General features: G+C 68.5%; 9 protein-coding genes and 1 pseudogene. 8 read left to right on the top strand and 2 right to left on the bottom strand.

The window, feature by feature from the left end:
• Positions 1-56 precede the first annotated feature (56 nt).
• The 4 genes and pseudogenes from ACIQKA_RS30470 (at position 57) to ACIQKA_RS30455 (ending at position 5358) form a co-directional block, all read left to right on the top strand.
• Positions 57-1487, top strand: a complete 1431-nt coding sequence (locus ACIQKA_RS30470; RefSeq protein WP_402542991.1) for a sialate:H+ symport family MFS transporter — start codon at positions 57-59, stop codon at positions 1485-1487.
• Between the two features lie 189 nt (positions 1488-1676).
• Complete coding sequence (locus tag ACIQKA_RS30465) at positions 1677-3704, top strand: exo-alpha-sialidase (RefSeq protein WP_391097001.1); 2028 nt, start codon at positions 1677-1679, stop codon at positions 3702-3704.
• A 155-nt stretch (positions 3705-3859) separates the two neighbouring features.
• Positions 3860-4348: pseudogene (locus ACIQKA_RS30460) on the top strand (IS701 family transposase); the annotation flags it as partial.
• A gap of 95 nt (positions 4349-4443) precedes the next feature.
• Positions 4444-5358 carry a TIGR04222 domain-containing membrane protein gene (locus ACIQKA_RS30455; RefSeq protein WP_402542990.1) on the top strand — a complete coding sequence of 305 codons (915 nt, stop codon included), beginning with the start codon at positions 4444-4446 and terminating at the stop codon, positions 5356-5358.
• Positions 5359-5481: 123 nt separating this feature from the next.
• On the opposite strand, the gene ACIQKA_RS30450 is transcribed toward ACIQKA_RS30455, so the two are convergent.
• A complete protein-coding gene (locus ACIQKA_RS30450; protein WP_391097003.1) occupies positions 5482-5724 on the bottom strand; it encodes a hypothetical protein in 243 nt (80 codons plus the stop codon).
• On the opposite strand from ACIQKA_RS30450, the gene ACIQKA_RS30445 reads away from it, so the two are divergent.
• The 3 genes from ACIQKA_RS30445 to ACIQKA_RS30435 all read left to right on the top strand — a co-directional run bounded on the left by ACIQKA_RS30445 (position 5725) and on the right by ACIQKA_RS30435 (position 12521).
• Positions 5725-6171 carry a hypothetical protein gene (locus ACIQKA_RS30445; RefSeq protein ID WP_391097004.1) on the top strand — a complete coding sequence of 149 codons (447 nt, stop codon included), beginning with the start codon at positions 5725-5727 and terminating at the stop codon, positions 6169-6171.
• A 1225-nt stretch (positions 6172-7396) separates the two neighbouring features.
• Entirely contained in the window at positions 7397-10189 is a 2793-nt protein-coding gene (locus tag ACIQKA_RS30440) for a LuxR C-terminal-related transcriptional regulator (protein ID WP_391097005.1), read from the top strand.
• Positions 10190-10952: 763 nt separating this feature from the next.
• Positions 10953-12521, top strand: a complete 1569-nt coding sequence (locus ACIQKA_RS30435; protein ID WP_391097006.1) for a S8 family serine peptidase — start codon at positions 10953-10955, stop codon at positions 12519-12521.
• A 750-nt stretch (positions 12522-13271) separates the two neighbouring features.
• Here the strand turns inward: ACIQKA_RS30435 and ACIQKA_RS30430 are convergent.
• Positions 13272-14642: an L-serine ammonia-lyase gene (locus ACIQKA_RS30430; RefSeq protein WP_383449089.1), complete on the bottom strand. Its 1371-nt coding sequence runs from the start codon at positions 14640-14642 to the stop codon at positions 13272-13274.
• A gap of 922 nt (positions 14643-15564) precedes the next feature.
• On the opposite strand from ACIQKA_RS30430, the gene ACIQKA_RS30425 reads away from it, so the two are divergent.
• Positions 15565-15888 (top strand): hypothetical protein, encoded by a 324-nt coding sequence (locus ACIQKA_RS30425; protein ID WP_390111260.1) that lies wholly within the window; start codon positions 15565-15567, stop codon positions 15886-15888.
• Positions 15889-15921: the final 33 nt, after the last annotated feature.

Genomic DNA, 15921 nt, shown 5'->3' with positions numbered 1-15921 from the left:
CGTCCTGGGCGTGGCCTTCCCGGGCGGAGGGGGCCACGCCCTCCATGCTGTGGGACGTGGTGGACGACGACCGAGACAGGCGCCCCTGGTACCGGCAGATCGGCAAGGCCCGCTGGAAGGCGTTCGGCGGCGCGTGGATCGGTTACCTCCTCGACGGCTTCGACTTCGTCCTGATCACGCTGGTGCTCACCGAGGTCGCCGAGGAGTTCGGCCTGGATCCGGTGGAGGCCGCCAGCCTTGTCTCGGCTGCCTTCGTCACCCGGTGGCTGGGTGGTGCGGTGCTGGGGGCGATCGGCGACCGATACGGTCGTAGGAAGGCCATGGTGGTCAGCATCTGGCTCTTCTCCCTGGGAACCCTGGTGTGCGGCTTCGCATGGAACTACGAGAGCCTGTTCGCGGCGCGGCTGGTGATCGGGCTGGGCATGGCCGGCGAGTACAGCGCGAGCGCGACCTACGTCATGGAGAGCTGGCCGGCCCGGCTGCGAGGCCGGGCCAGCGGGTTCCTCGTCTCGGGCTACTCCATGGGAACGGTGCTGGCCGCGGAGGTGTACAGCGTGATCGTGCCGGAGCACGGCTGGCGCTGGATGTTCTACCTCGGCGTCCTGCCGGTCGTGGTGGCGTTGTGGGTGAGGCGCGCGCTGCCGGAAGCCGAGGACTGGGAAGAGGCCGTCGCCGACACGGCGACACGGCCCGGTCCTTTCCGGCCGCTGTTCACCGGTCGGCGCCGTGCGGGGGTGAACATGCTGTTGGCCGCACTGGCCCTGGCGTCGCTGTTCGGTGTCTTCGCCGGCCGCTCGGGCGGTGCGACGGTGGCGCTGTCGGTCCTGGCCGGCACCATCATGGTGGTGTTCGCGGTCCAGCTCGGGGGCCGGAGCGGCTGGACGCTCCACCTGGGCCTGATCGTGACGGTCTTCGCGGCCTTCCTGTACAGCTGGCCGATCCAGGCGCTGCTGCCCACGTATCTGAAGACCGAACTCGGCTACACACCGGAGCAGGTGGCGCAGGTGCTGTACTACGCGGGGTTCGGCACGATGGCGGGTTGCTGGATGTCCGGCTTCACCGGGGACCGGTTCGGGCCCTCCCGGGCATATGCGTGGACGTTGTCGGCATCGCTCGCGTTCGTGTTCCCGGTGTTCGCCGTACAGGACGACCTGCCGCTGCTCGGGGTGCTGCTGTTCGTGCTCCAAGCGCTGGGTTTCGGCGTCTCGGGACTGTTGCCGCGCTACATCGGTGGGCACTTCCCGACGGTTCGACGGGCCGCGGGGCTGGGGTTCACCTACAACGTGGGCGCGTTGGGAGGCGCGGTGGCACCGGTGCTCGGGGCACGGCTGGCGCAGGGCATGACGCTGGGGACGGCGCTGGCCGTGCTGACCTTCGGACTGAGTCTGGCCGTGGTGGTGCTGGTGGGTTTCGACGTGCCGCGACGGCTGCACAGGTGGAACGAGCCGGGGGCTGTCGATCACCTGGGGGAGCGGAAGAACAGGTGACGCATAAGGCATGTGACGTCTGATGTCCGATGCCTCGACGACTGTAAGGGGATGCCGAGCCGCCCGGCAATACGCGCGCGCAACGAACAAGCCGTGACCGTAGGGGGATTGACGTCCCTCCGACGGGAATCTAGTTTCACTCGGGACGTCTGATGTCTGATGCCTTCCCCTGTCTGTCACGGAGGTGTCTTGAAAACCGCCCGTTCCATCCCACTCGCTCTTCTCCTGGCACTGGGAGCCGGCCTGCTTGCCGCTCCGGCGGCGCCCGCTGCGACCGAACCCTCGTCCTCCACAGGAACCGCCATCCGCGGGAACCCCGCCACTGCCCAAGAACCGCTGTTCGAGAGCACCGTTCTTGCCAACTCCGGCCAAGGCGCGCACACATACCGCATCCCCGCTCTGGACGCCCTGCCCGACGGCACCCTCCTCGCCGCATACGACCGGCGCAACGACAACGCGGCCGACCTGCCGGGCAACCTGGACATCATGGTCCGCCGCAGCACCGACAACGGCCGCACCTGGACCATCCCGCAGGCCATCGCCGACTACGACGGCGGCGTCGGCGCAGGCGACCCCAGCATGATCGTCGACCGCGTCACCGGCCGGGTCTTCGTCTTCTACGCCTACGGGCCCAAAGGCATCGGATTCTTCAACTCCGGCACCGGCAACACCGACGACGCCGTCGACTCCCTGCACGCCGACTACTCCTACTCGGACGACAGCGGCGTCACCTGGAAAACCCGCCGGATCACCAAGGACATCAAGAACGCCTCCTGGGCAGGCATGTTCGCCTCCTCCGGCACCGGCATCCAGCTGTCGACCGGACGCCTCCTCCAGCAGTACGCCTTCCGCAAGACGGACGGGAGCACCTGGGCGGTGAGCGCGTACAGCGACGACCACGGCACCACTTGGAAGACGGGCAGCCCCGTCGGCCCACTGATGGATGAGAACAAGACCGTCGAGCTGGCGGACGGCCGGATCATGCTCAACAGTCGCACCTCCAGCGCCAAGACCCGGCTCGTCGCCTACTCGAACGACGGCGGGATCACCTACGGCGCCCCCACCCCGGACGACGAACTCATCGACCCGACCAACAACGCCGCCATCCTGCGCTACGACGCGTCAGCCGTCTCTACGCGGCCGGAATCCCACTGGCTGCTGTTCAGTAACACCGCCAGTACCACCACCCGTCACAACCTGACGGTCAGGATGTCCTGCAACGACGGCCGCTCCTGGCCCATTTCCAAGGTCATCGAGGCCGGCGGCACGGCCTACTCGACGATGACCCGGCTCAAGGACGGCAGCTTCGGCCTCCTGTACGAGTCCGGCCCGTACCAGCGGATCACCTTCGCCCGTTTCAACGCGACCTGGCTCGGAGCTGACTGCCCCACCGACCAGACGCACCCGAAACTCACGGCGCGGACCGCCGTCCCCGACGGGCCGTTCACCGCCGGCACCCCGACCGCAGTGGAGACACGCGTCACCAACCACAGCCACCTCGCAAGCCCTCCCGGCGCTGCAACGCTCGCACTGCCCGCCGGCTGGACCGCGACGACCACGACCCGGCTTCCGGAGATCGCACCGGGCGCCACCGCGACAGTCCGCTTCCCGGTGACACCCCCCACGAACGCAACCACCGGCGAACACGACTTCACGGTCTTTCTCCGGACCGGCGAGACCACGACCTCGACCACTGCGCGGATGCTTGCCATCGGAGGAAGCAAGGCCCTCGACACGACACTTGCCAAGGACTTCGACGGCACCGCCTCATACGCCGAGCTGACCGCATCCCTGCCGAACGTGGCGCCCCTTACCCGCGGCGCACTCACCGTGCGGTTCCGCACCACGAAGACGCCCGTCGCTGCCGCGCTGCTGTCCGCTTCCAACACCACCGCGCCCTCCACCAACGTCACTCTCTCCCTGAACAGCGGAGTTCCGCACTTCGAGGCCCGGACCAACAACACCTACAGCGCCCGGCTTGACGGTGTGGAGCCCCTCGCCGACGGCCTCGACCACACTCTCACCATCGCGGTGACCGACACCGGCACGGCAATGTACGCAGACGGCGTGCGGATCGCCTCGACGACGACCCCGTCGCTCTTCGGGCAAACCTCGAGCCTCAACGGCATGTGGGCAGGCCGCAACGTCGACGACGGCGGCCCCCAGTGGTACTTCGCGGGCCACATCAACCGAGTCACGGTCCACCGGGCCGACTGAGCCGAACACCACCGCACGATCCGCAGCCACCTTCGCGACGGTAAGCGTCCGACCCCCTGCCTCTGCCGAGTGATCCCACTCGGCAGAGGACTGCAAATCGTTCGGTGTAACTCCTGATCAACGAAGACGCACCGATGGCCAGTGAAAACGTGATCGAAGTCGGGGCCTTCCTCGCCTACGCCACCGGCCGCGGTCGCACCCTGATCGACCGCCGTCCCTGCCTGCCCGCCTCCTGGACCGATGACCGGGAACGCTGCCGGCGGGCCGGCAGCGACGACGAGACGGCCTTCGAGACCAAGGTCGCCGTCGCCCGGTGGAGCAGGTCGATGCCTTCCATGTCATGTCCACCGCGCGGCACGACACCGTCGTCACCCGCCGGGCCCTGGACCACCCCGCCCACGGCCTGCCCAGGCAGAAGAGGAAACGCCGCTCCTGCGGCAACGGAGCCCATGGGCCGCGGGTGTTCGACTGGGCAGGAGTTGGAGGTCCGGCCCGGCATCGGGACCTGCCCGCGCTCCTGGACCAGCATGTCCCTCTCAGCCCTGACCAGACCGCCCGCTGCCTCGGCGTGCGCCGCACCGACTTCGACCAGGTGTGCGGCTCGGGTGGATCACCCCCGTGGGCACAGTGGAGATCGATGGGCCGGACAGATGGTGCGTAGGGGGTGTCTGAAACGGGCAGTTCACCCGTAGTCCCCGGGCGAGGGTTCCGTCCGGGGAGTTAGGCGGGGGTGGGCTGGGTGGTTGTCGTCGATGTGTGGGTCGGCACGGTGGCCGGGATCTATGTGGCGGTGTTCTCAGCGGTCGTGATGGTGTGTTCTTGGTCGGCCCAGGAGAGCGCTTGGCGTGCACTGGCCACGAGCGCGGGCCCGGGCCGGCCGTCGGCACAGCGGCTGTCGCTATACGAGCTCGCCTGTGTCGAGAATCGTTTCGGTCCCGGAAACGTTCTGGGTGTGGCTCTGGTGCGGATGCATGCCGAGCAGCGGCTGATCCTGCTGGGCAGGGGGGATGGCGGGTACGACTTCCGGGTGGAGGACCCCGATCCGCGTGACGAGGTGGAAGCCGTGCTGCTTGGCCTGCTGGCCAGGGGGCGCGGATGGCTTTCCGCCTCCTTCGGTCCCTATGACCTGTCCGTTCGGCCGTGGCGGGCACTGCATGAGCGTCTGGTCACAGATGGCCTGCTGCGTGAACCGGGCCTGCCCGAGGGCATCATCGCCGACTCACCGCAGGTGACCGCTTGGAGGAGCAGACGTGCGAGGATCTACCGTTTGAGGGCCCGTCTGCTGACCGCGGCCCTGCTCATAGGAGCCGTAACGGCTCTGCTGTCCGAGCTCTGGCTGCTGCTCGCGCTCTACATCGCTGCCCTCGCTGTCCTGCCCGTGTTCACCAGCCCCGCCGTCCACATGCCGACGGCGACGGTCACCGAGGCAGGCAAGGCCGCAGTACACGCCACCCGCGCAGCGACGAACGCCTCCGAAGAGGCCCAAGCGCTCCTGGCGGTTGCACTGGGAGGCTTGAGCACACTGCCTCCCTGGCACCCGTTCACCACACTTCCCCGCAATCCGCTGCTCCCCGCCTCGTCCCACACCGCAGACCGGGAGGAAGAGCCTCAGCGGATCATCAACGATCCGCCGGGACTCGGTGGCCTGCTGTGAACCCGATGGCCGAAGGGGCCGGATGGCCGTGCAGCACTGGAGCCGCCATCGCCACGCCGATTTTCCCGTCCTGGTCACCGGTACCGATCCCCGCCGACGCTTCGCCCGATCCGAGGCGATCGCTCAACCCTTGACGTACGACAGGATCTCCGTGCCCGCAAGCATGCCCTCGGCCACTCCGACCCTGTGGTCCGGCGAGGCGACGAGCGCCGTTTCCGGCTCGATGACCCCTGGCTGGAGCTGTCCGACGACGCGGCCGACGAAGAGCGGGCGTCCGGGTCGATGGACGACGATGCCGCCGACGTTCCGGCCATGCTCGCCCGCGGTGTGCGCGCGCTCCAGGTTTTCAGTCCGAGGCAGGCGCACGTGGCGAACGCGGTCACCTCCTCCAGGCCCCGAGCCCGCTCCACCAGCTCGTCCACGTCCGTGGTGCCGGGCAAGCTCGCCTCCTCGCCCCGTGGCGAGGACACCTACGCCATCACCCGCGACCCCGAACTCGAATCACACCTCGCCGACCTCCAGGTCCGCGCCGCCAAGGAGAGCGACCCGAAGGAGTCCGGGCCCCTTCTTGCCGAATGCAGCCGCCTGCGGGCGATCGCGGCCGTGGCCATCGCCCTCGCCCACGTCCATGGACGCCTGGCCTGGTTCCTCGCCGCCGCCACCCCCCTCACACCCGTCCTGCACCGGCGCGCACTGCCGGACGAGAACAGCCCCACCTCCGGCGCCGTCGCCCCCACCCCCGCGCAGTACACCGAAGCCGAAGACGCGGTCCGCCGCCTCCAGAACGCCCTTGCCGGCATCAGCACCGCCTGACACCGTCCGGCTCCCGGAACCTGAGCGTCATGACCGCCCGGGCAGGCCCCGGAGACCAGGAAGGAAAAGGCCGGGCGCCTGCGCGAGACACCCGCTCCCGCGAGCGCGGTGGGCCCCTCGCCCAAGTGCCGGGGGATGCCCGTCGTGCCTCAGGTCGGCTCAGGTCGAGGTCGCGGCCCTGCTGGAGGTCTCGCCCTCCGCCGTCCATCGGACCGAGGCCGGTGGGAGCCTTCCGAGACGGCAGGCGGTCGACGGCTACGTCGAGGAGCTCGGGCTGGACGCCGAACTCACGGCGGTCGGGCGGGCTTCGGCACCCTGGCGCAGGCAGCCGGTCCCGCTCGGATCCGTTTCTCTGCTGCGCGCCGAACGTGCCGAGCGCGCGTACGGCGTTCCCGCAGCTCAGGGTGTCCTTTGAGGGAAAGTCCTCTGTCTTCGGGTGATGCCCGTCCATCGAGCGGCAGGACTGCGGTGTATGACGGACGGGCATCGTGGCGAGTTCATCAGGGGGTCGGTTCGCCGGCTCGGCGGTCAGGAGGGATGAGCTTGAGTAAATACGTATCCGGGGTCGCAGTGCCCTGATATTCAGCGGACATTTCAGGCCTATAGCTTCGTGTTGTCAGTTCGACCGGACCCACAGAAGCCTTGTAGGGGGCAGGGCTCCTGTCCGCCTCGGTCGTTGACATCGTGCACGAGCATGCGGATGGAAGCTGTGCGCACCGCCTTTCGGAGTCCCGATCGACTGGCACCGCGCCCTGCTTGCCCCAGCAGCCGGTCACATACGCTCCGCGGCATATGTGGCTAACCGGAAGCTCCTCCGCGTGCTCGTGCACACCACACCCGCTGGTTGTGCCGCAAGGCGGTCGGTGCGGTGGTGAAGAAGGTGGCGTGAGGTGTCGGCGCGCACGATGCGGTATCAGGTGCAGGCCTGCCCAGCGGTGCCGGCCGCCCGGTGCCGGTGCCCCGTTATGCGACCGCACGGTGTGGGTCCCTTGCATCAGCCGTCGGCAGACGAAGGTTGTGCGTCGCCGGACAGGCGGCAACGCGCATGCCATGCCGACCTTGTCCCAGTAACGGGACTGCTCACATCAACTTGCATGATATGGGTTAGTTTGTGCTGACACGGGCGACTGGTGACGATTCTTTCGTCGCAAGACACTCGGACGATACGTATCGCCGGGGATCGGCTTCACTCAACCGGCCGGCATGCTGTGACCGGGGTACAGAGGTGGAAGGCAAGGGCGACCGCGTGATCACGACACACGGTTCTATTGGTCATTCCGTGGTGCGCGCGCTTGTTTCCGACGCCGCGAGACCGGTGTCCGTTTGGGTGGAGGGTGCCGCCGGTACGGGGAAGAGCCGTCTTCTCGAAGAGCTTGGTGCTCTGCGTGAGGCAGTGGATGCCAAGCGTGTGCTGTGGCCGTGCGGGGCGGCCGAAACGCAGCCTCGAGAGGAGCGGTGGGAAGGCCCTGTGCTGCTGCTGGTCGACGACGTGCACCGGGCTACCGAGGAAGAACGGCAACAGCTGCGTCGTGTGCTGGAGACCGCGCGGTCCGGTCTGGCGGTTGTGATCACCTACCGGCCCGAGGAGCTGGGCCTTCCTGGCCTGCCTCTGGGCGCTCCGGCCGTGAGGTATCCGCCCCGCCTGACAGTGCTGAGGCATCGGCTGACGGTTTGGGACAGGGAACGCGTTGGCCGGGTGGTGGCGGAGGCGCTGGAGGACCGCTGTACGGCAGAGGTGGCGGACAGACTCCACGAGCGGTCCGGCGGAGTTCCTCAAGTGGTCCTCGACGTGCTGTCGTCGATGAGCCGGGAGGGCGAGCACGCGTATGCGGCTGAGGACGTGGACGCGGCCGGAGTACCGGTCAGGCTCACTGAATTGATCCTGGACAGGTTGTCTGTCATGCCTCCTGCCCACAGACCGGTCGCGTGGGCGGCCGCAGTCCTTGATGAGCCGGCCAGTGAGAGCGAACTGATCACCACCTCGGGTGTGGAAGCAGACCGGGGCAGTGACGCCCTGCTGGCGGCGCTGGGGTCCGGGGTGCTGGTGGAGCTGGGCTCGGACCGGTACGGGTTTGCCGTCCCGCTCGCCGCGCTGGCTGTGCGTCAGTCTCTTGCGGGACCCGTTCGCCGGCGGCTGCATGAGCGGGCGGCGGATGCGCTGGCTCGCAGGCAGCCTGTTCCATGGGCCGTTGTGGCCGGTCACCGCAGGGCAGCCGGCGGAGGTCGCGGTTGGCTGAGGTCCGTGGAGAAGGCGGCGAGGGCGGCGGTGGAGTCCGGCCGGCACCAGCAGGCCATCACGCTCCTCGAGGGGACTCTCGCCTCCCCACTGGTTCCGCCACCGGCCCGGGCCCGGTTGGCGCCCCTCCTGGCCCGCAGCGCGGTGACCGGACTGCGTTCGGACCAGACCGTCGCGGTCCTGTCCCAGATCGTGCAGGACACGACCCTGCCCGTGGACGTGCGCGGTGAGCTGCGTCTGGACCTGGGGCTGATGCTGTGCAACCAGCTGGGCAGGTTCGCCACCGGATTGCGCGAGCTGGAAATCGCCGTGGACGAACTCGAGGAGATCCGGCCCGACCTCGCCGGACGCGCGATGTCGGCACTGGCCATGCCGTACTGGCCGGGGCCTTCGCTCGGCGCCCACCGGCAGTGGCTGCAAAAAGCGGTGGCGGCCGCAAAGGCCGACGGGGGCGGGATCCTGCATGCCGCGGTCTTGGCCAACCATGTCTGGTTCGCCATAAGCTGCGGCGACCCGGAAGCGTGGGAGCTGGCAGAGGAGCTGCCCACCGACAGCACAGACCCCGCGTGTGTCCAGCACGCCGCACGCGGCCTGTGCAACGCCGCGGACGCCGCGGTCTGGCTCGGCGCCTACGAACGGGCAGAAGGCTTTCTGGACCGGGGCATCGAGCTGTCCTCGCAGAGCGGCGCCCCCTACACCGAGCACACCGCGCTGGGAACCCAGCTCCTGCTGAGGTGGTGGACAGGGCAGTGGACCGACCTGGCCGAGCGGTGCGAAAGGTTCATCGCCGCGACCGCCGACATGCCGGTCATCGCCTTCGACGCCCGTGTGGTGCGAAGCCTGCTCGCCCTGGCCCAGGGCGACTGGGGCGCCACACTGTCCTGGCTGTCGGAGAACAGCCGAATCTCCTGGCAGGACATGCCCACCCCCTTGTCCGCGACAGTCGCCGGCGCCCTGATTCGTCTTGCCCTGGCACGCCAGGATCTTCCTGCCGCCGCGGAACAGGCCCGCACGGCATGGACGAACGCGACCGCCAAAGGCGTATGGACATGGGTGGCCGAGCTTGCTCCCTGGGCAGTGGAAGCGATCGCACGCGCAGGCGATCCGGCCACCGCTCAGGCCATGATCGACGACTTCGCCCGCGGCATCTCCGAAAAGGACGCCCCTGCCGCAAAAGCCGCGCTCATCTGGAGCAGGGCCGCACTGACCGAAGCGGAGGCACTGGGTGAGGGAGAGCGAAGCGACGACCTGCTCCACGCCGCAAGGCTGTACCGAGAAGCCTCAGCGGCCTACGGCACGCTTCCCCGGCCCTACACCCAGGCGCTCCTCGCCGAAGGCGCGGCGCGCTGCCTGCTGGAGGCGCACGGACCGCATGCGCTCGAAGCAGCCCGGACGCCGGCCGACGCGGCCCCTGCCCCCGGGGAAAAGACCGTGAACACCAGGGTGGATCGCACCGCGATGGCTCGTGCGGTCAATGAGCTGGAGGCCTGCACCGATCAGTTCAGCGACCTGGGGGCGGCATGGGACGCCGCTCGTGCCCGGGCTCTGCTGCGCGTGTGGCAGCCGGCAAGGAAGGGACGGCCTCCCGGCCGGGCTTCGCAGGCTGCCCGGCTCACCTCCAGAGAGACGGAAGTGGGCCAACTCGCAGCGAATGGTCTGACGAACCGGGAGATCGCAGCCACTCTCCACATTTCACCCCGGACGGTGGAGCAGCACATCGCCCGCGCCATGCGTAAAACCGGCGCGCTCTCCAGGCAAGACCTCCAGCGCCTTCGACCCTGACCAGACCCGCAGTCCTTCTCAACGGTCGGGGAGGGAGTCGGCGACGGCAGTGCCGGTGGTGCCGCATCTGACGCCGTGGTCACGGGTGATAGCGGTGGTGGGCCGGTTCTCCGGGCACGCCGCGCGCACGGCACCGAATTCGTCGGCCGGGACGGCCGGGCGGCGGCCGTCCTCACCGCCTTCGGCGTGGGCCGCGCAGTCCGCCGTACGTCAGCCCTGGCTGCAGTCCGCCGCCGACGGTGAGCCTGCACCGCGAACTCGATGGTGGACAGCAGTCCACCTGTGCGGGGGTTACAGCCGACGGTGCTGGTGCTCAGCTCGTATGCGCCGGCGAAAGGGTCGGCGCGGCACTCGCATCATGACTCCCTGCCCGAGCGAGCGGCATGAACGGCTGCAAAGGATGACACCTGCCCGCACGCTTGGCTGCGCCGACGACCGGGCCTTCGAAATGGTGGACGGCGCACGCCCTCGTCGTCCTCGGCATCGCGTGGAAGAGCCGGTAACTCTCGACGAGGACACGCAGCAGGCGGCATGTCCTTCCTGTACAGCCCGCCTGTGGCTGGCCACGACAGAACCAGCGCCATTCCCCTTACCGGGCAGTGCCGTTGTTCTGCGTATAGGTAAATCGGATCTCCTTATGGAACGAGCTTTCCGGCGTGCTTAAGGTTCCGGCCAAGCGTGAGACGCCCTGGCGTAAAGCGCCCGCCATCCCCGTCCGGGAGAAGGCCACCTCCCCTCACATGGAGCCTCCGTGCGCAAGAAGATGCTGCACATAGCCGCCGGTGTCGCGGTGACTGCTGTCAGCGCGATGCTGACCGCCCCCAGCGCCCTCGCCACCGCGTCGCCCGAGCCCACCCCCTCCGTCGGCCGCGTCATCGCCGCGGCCAACCCCGTGCCGGACCGCTACATCGTGGTCCTCAAGGACACCGGACTGACGAAGACCGCCGTCACCGAGCGCTCCAAGGAGCTGACCGGCAAGCACGGCGGTCAGGTGCGCTTCACCTACGGAACCGTGCTGAAGGGCTACGCGGCGGCGATGAGCGCCGAAGACGCCCGGCAGACGGCTGCCGATCCGAGTGTCGCCTACGTCCAGCAGGACGGCATCTCCCACAGCTCCGGCACCCAGACCAACCCGCCCTGGGGCCTCGACCGCGTCGACCAGCGCACCAACACCCTCGACCAGAGCTACACCTACCCCAACACGGCCTCCGACGTCACCGCGTACATCGTGGACACCGGCATCCGCACCGGGCACACGCAGTTCGAAGGCCGCGCCTCGATCGGCGCCAACTTCGCCACCGACTCCTACAACCAGACCTGCATGAGCCACGGCACCCACGTGGCCGGCACGGTGGCGGGCAAGGACTACGGCATCGCCAAGAAGGCCAAGATCGTCTCGGTGCGCGTCCTGAACTGCAACGACCAGGCCTACGACTCCGACATCGTCAAGGCGGCCAACTGGATCACCGAGCAGGCCGCCAAGGACCCCAGCCGGCGAGCCGTGGTCAACATGAGCATCAACAGCGGAGCCGGCACCACGGTGCCCGCCGAGGACCAGGCCATCAAGAACTCCATCGCCAAGGGCGTCACCTGGGTCGTCTCCTCCGGCAACGCCAACAGCGACGCCTGTCAGAACTCGCCGGGCAACATCAAGGAAGCCATCGTGGTGAACAACGCCACCAAGAGCGACCAGCGGCGTTCCGACTCCAACTACGGAACCTGCACCGACCTGTTCGCCCCCGGCACCGACATCCTCTCCTCCGCCCCCGGTAGCGACACCGCCACCACCACCATGAGCGGCACCTCCATGGCCGCCCCCCACGTCGCCGGCGCCGCCGCCCTCTACCTGTCCGCCAACCCCACCGCCACCCCGGCCCAGGTGCAGACGGGCATCCTCAACAACGCCACCTCCAACGCCATCAGCGACCCGAAGGGCTCACCCAACAAGCTCCTGTACGTCGGCGGCGGCACCACCACCCCGCCCGCGGGCTCGCGCTTCGAGAACACCAACGACTACACCGTCTCGGACAACGCCACCGTCACCTCCCCGATCGCGGTGACCGGCGTCAGCGGCAACGCCCCCTCCAGCCTGTCCGTCACGGTCGACATCCGCCACACCTTCCGCGGTGACCTGAAGGTCGAACTGGTCGCCCCCGACGGCTCCGCCTACCTGCTGAAGGACTACGACGGCAACGACAGCGCCGACAACGTCCAGACCACCTACACCGTCAACGCCTCCAGCGAGGTGGCCAACGGCACCTGGAAGCTGCGCGTCACCGACAACTGGACCAACGACACCGGCTACATCAACGCCTGGTCGCTCCAGTTCTGATCGCTTCACCCCGCGACAACCACTGCTGAACGGGTCATGAGCCGTGGCGAGAACACTCGCCACGGCTCACACGCGTCCCATACGGCCGGTCTTCGGTCCCAGCGGCTCTGTCCATGGGAATGCTTCGTGAACGAAGCCGGCCCCGGGCCACGAAGCCAATGGTGTACCGGGAGCGGTGAGACGGCGCGGAGCGCAAAGAGCGGATCGTCGAAAGCGGCCGACAGCACGGCTTGCCCCCACATCTCGCAGCGGCTCCTTTCCGTCAGCGATCCCGGGTGACAAGACCGACATGTAGAGGTACTCCCGCGCGGCGACCCCTTGGGGATGCGGGAGCGTCTACAGACTCGACCGCCCGCTGCCGAAGGGGAGCATTGGTACGACCGCCGGCAGCGGTGGCGCCGGCGGATAGCGTCACCACGGGGCGCCCCACTCGATTCAGCGGTGCCGGCCAGGCCGGAGCGAGACAGCGGACGCCGCGGCGGGACGTGCGAGCCGTGGCCTGTTGCTGCCACAGCTCGAAGCACATCGCTTCGGTCGGCTCCCTGACGGCCGCGAGACCGTTACTCCGCTGGCCCGGCTTGTACCCAGAACCGACGACGGTCCGGTCCGGGCCCCGTGACCCGGCGAGCGTCAGCCGGCCATCCGTGTCGGATGCGACAAGCACACAGGGCGCCCACACCGGCCCGCCGTCGCCACCTCGGTGTCCTCGCCGTGCTCGGCAGCGGCCTCCGTACGCAGTTCCGCAGGGTCTCAGCACTCGATGATGTTCACCGCGAGGCCGCCGCGGGCCGTCTCCTTGTACTTCACGCTCATGTCGGCACCCGTCTCCTTCATGGTCTTGATGACCTTGTCCAGGGAGACCAGGTGGCTGCCGTCGCCGCGCATCGACATCTTCGCCGCCGTGACGGCCTTGACCGCCGCCATGCCGTTGCGCTCGATGCACGGGATCTGGACCAGGCCGCCGACCGGGTCGCAGGTCAGGCCCAGGTTGTGCTCCATGCCGATCTCGGCCGCGTTCTCCACCTGCTCCGGGGAGCCGCCCAGGACCTCGGCCAGGGCGCCCGCCGCCATCGAGCAGGCTGAGCCGACCTCGCCCTGGCAGCCGACCTCGGCGCCGGAGATCGAGGCGTTCTCCTTGAACAGCATGCCCACCGCGCCGGCCGCGAGGAGGAAACGGACCACGCCGTCCTCGTCCGCGCCCGGGACGAAGTTCATGTAGTAGTGCAGCACGGCGGGGATGATGCCGGCCGCGCCGTTCGTCGGGGCGGTGACCACCCGCCCGCCCGCCGCGTTCTCCTCGTTCACCGCCATCGCGTACAGGGTGATCCACTCCATGGCGTGCGCCGCCGGGTCGCCCTCGGAACGCAGCTTGCGGGCGGAGTTCGCCGCGCGCCGGCGCACCTTCAGGCCGCCGGGCAGGATGCCCTCGCGGGACATGCCGCGCGAGACGCAGGACTGCATGACCCGCCAGATCTCCAGCAGGCCCGCGCGGATCTCCTCCTCGGTGCGCCAGGCCTTCTCGTTCTCCAGCATCATCGCGGAGATCGACAGACCGCTCTCCTTCGCCAGGCGCAGCAGCTCGTCGCCGGTGCGGAAGGGGTACTTCAGGACCGTGTCGTCCGGCACGATCGGGTTCTCGCCGGCCACCGCGTCCTCGTCGACGACGAAGCCGCCGCCCACCGAGTAGTACGTCTTCTCCAGGACGAGTGCGCCCTCCGCGTCGTACGCGAAGACCGTCATGCCGTTGGCGTGGTAGGGGAGCGCCTTGCGCCGGTGCAGGACCAGGTCGGCGTCGAAGTCGAAGGGGATCTCGTGGGCGCCGAGCAGGCTGATCCGGCCGCTCGCCCTGATCCGCTCGAACTCCTCGTCCGCGTGCTCGACGTCGACCGTGCGGGGCGAGTTCCCCTCCAGGCCGAGCAGGACGGCCTTGGGGGTGCCGTGGCCGTGGCCGGTGGCGCCCAGCGAGCCGTACAGCTCCGCCCGCACCTTCGCCGTGTGGGCCAGCAGGCCCTCGTTCTTCAGCCGGCGGGCGAACATCCGGGCCGCGCGCATGGGGCCCACCGTGTGGGAGCTCGACGGGCCGATGCCGATCGAGAACAGGTCGAAGACCGAGATGGCCACGGAAAGCCCCCTGAGTGAGAAAAATGCGGCGACGCCTCTGAGCCAGGAACCGAACCAGTCCCTCGCACAGAGAATCTCCGCTTCCTACCAGTCGAATTTCTGTCGATTCGCTGTGCAGAAGGGAGCCTGCGAGCCGGACGCGAGGAACGAACGGAAGTCGAGCGCGCGTACACGGGCACAGCCAGCGCCCGGCGACGAGGATTTCCCGCACCGTGCTCTGGCCGAGGAAGGATCATGAAGAGCTCGGACCGTATGGGTGCAGCGGTCCGAGCCGCACACAGTCCCTTGGTGCCCGTGCACTGCTCCGGTCGACCGGCATGCCCGTGTGGGGCGGCCATGCCGGTTGGCCGACGACCTCGAACGTAGTGCCGCAGACGCTCGGCGCCTATAGGGAGCCCGGATTATACGGATACGCCAAAAAAAGGCCGATGCCACGGAGATACGCAAAACCGGGCGCCCAGGAGTGCGTGTCGCCCTGCGTCCGTCACCCCGACTCGCACGACCCCTGATGCCTCATCCGGCTCCGCCCCCTTCCACACACCCGCCCCATCCCGCCCTCGTCCTCCCGGTGGGCATCATTCACCAGCCACAGCGCCGGGACCCGCCGGTGCCCGCCTTCCTCCGGCGTCCTGCCGCCAGCTTCATATTGACACCGTGCCCGCTGCCCCGGGCAGGTCAGCCAGTTCCCAGAGAAGACGGCTCTTCCCCGCACTGACAGCTTCCTCGACGAACACGAGCAGCACGGCGTCGCATCACCAGGACGGCACGCACGCCTTCAGAATGCGTATAGGTAATCATCTGATTCCGGATATTCCTGCATCGGTTCAGTCAATAAGCTGGTGTAGCCCGATCGGGGGTCGAACCAGACCCGTCGCGTTCCGCATCAACCGGGCGGAAATCCCAGAGCCAAGGAGAAGGCCTCATGATCCAGGTCTTTTTTCAGGTCAAAGTCCCCATGGCGAACTCCGCCCAACCTGAGCAGTGCGGTGTCCACATTTTCACCGGACCGGCGGACACCTGCTTGGACGCTCTCCGCATCGCACGCGAGACGTGCAACGCGGCGATCGCCGCACAAAACGCAGGAAATCCCATACCCCGCCGGCGCTCGGATGGTTGGGGAGCCCGCGGCCTGCGCTACGGTTGGAATCTCGACTGGGCAGCCGCGACAGTAGTGGCCTGGGAGCACGAGAGAACCTTCTGGCCCCTCGAGTTCTTCTCCTCTCGACATGACGAATGCCTCTGGTGAACGGCCGAAGAGGTTGTCTCACGTGGTGGCCCA

Source organism: Streptomyces sp. NPDC092045, assembly GCF_044756005.1.
Lineage (GTDB): Bacteria > Actinomycetota > Actinomycetes > Streptomycetales > Streptomycetaceae > Streptomyces.
The sequence above is the reverse complement of the archived record's forward strand: the minus strand, read 5'-3'. Positions and strand labels throughout refer to the sequence as shown.

Bases quoted from the DNA above. Each gene is read 5' to 3' on its own strand.
- ACIQKA_RS30435 (WP_391097006.1), top strand. From the start codon at position 10,953: ATGCTGCACATAGCCGCCGGTGTCGCGGTGACTGCTGTCAGCGCGATG.
- ACIQKA_RS30425 (WP_390111260.1), top strand. From the start codon at position 15,565: ATGATCCAGGTCTTTTTTCAGGTCAAAGTCCCCATGGCGAACTCCGCC.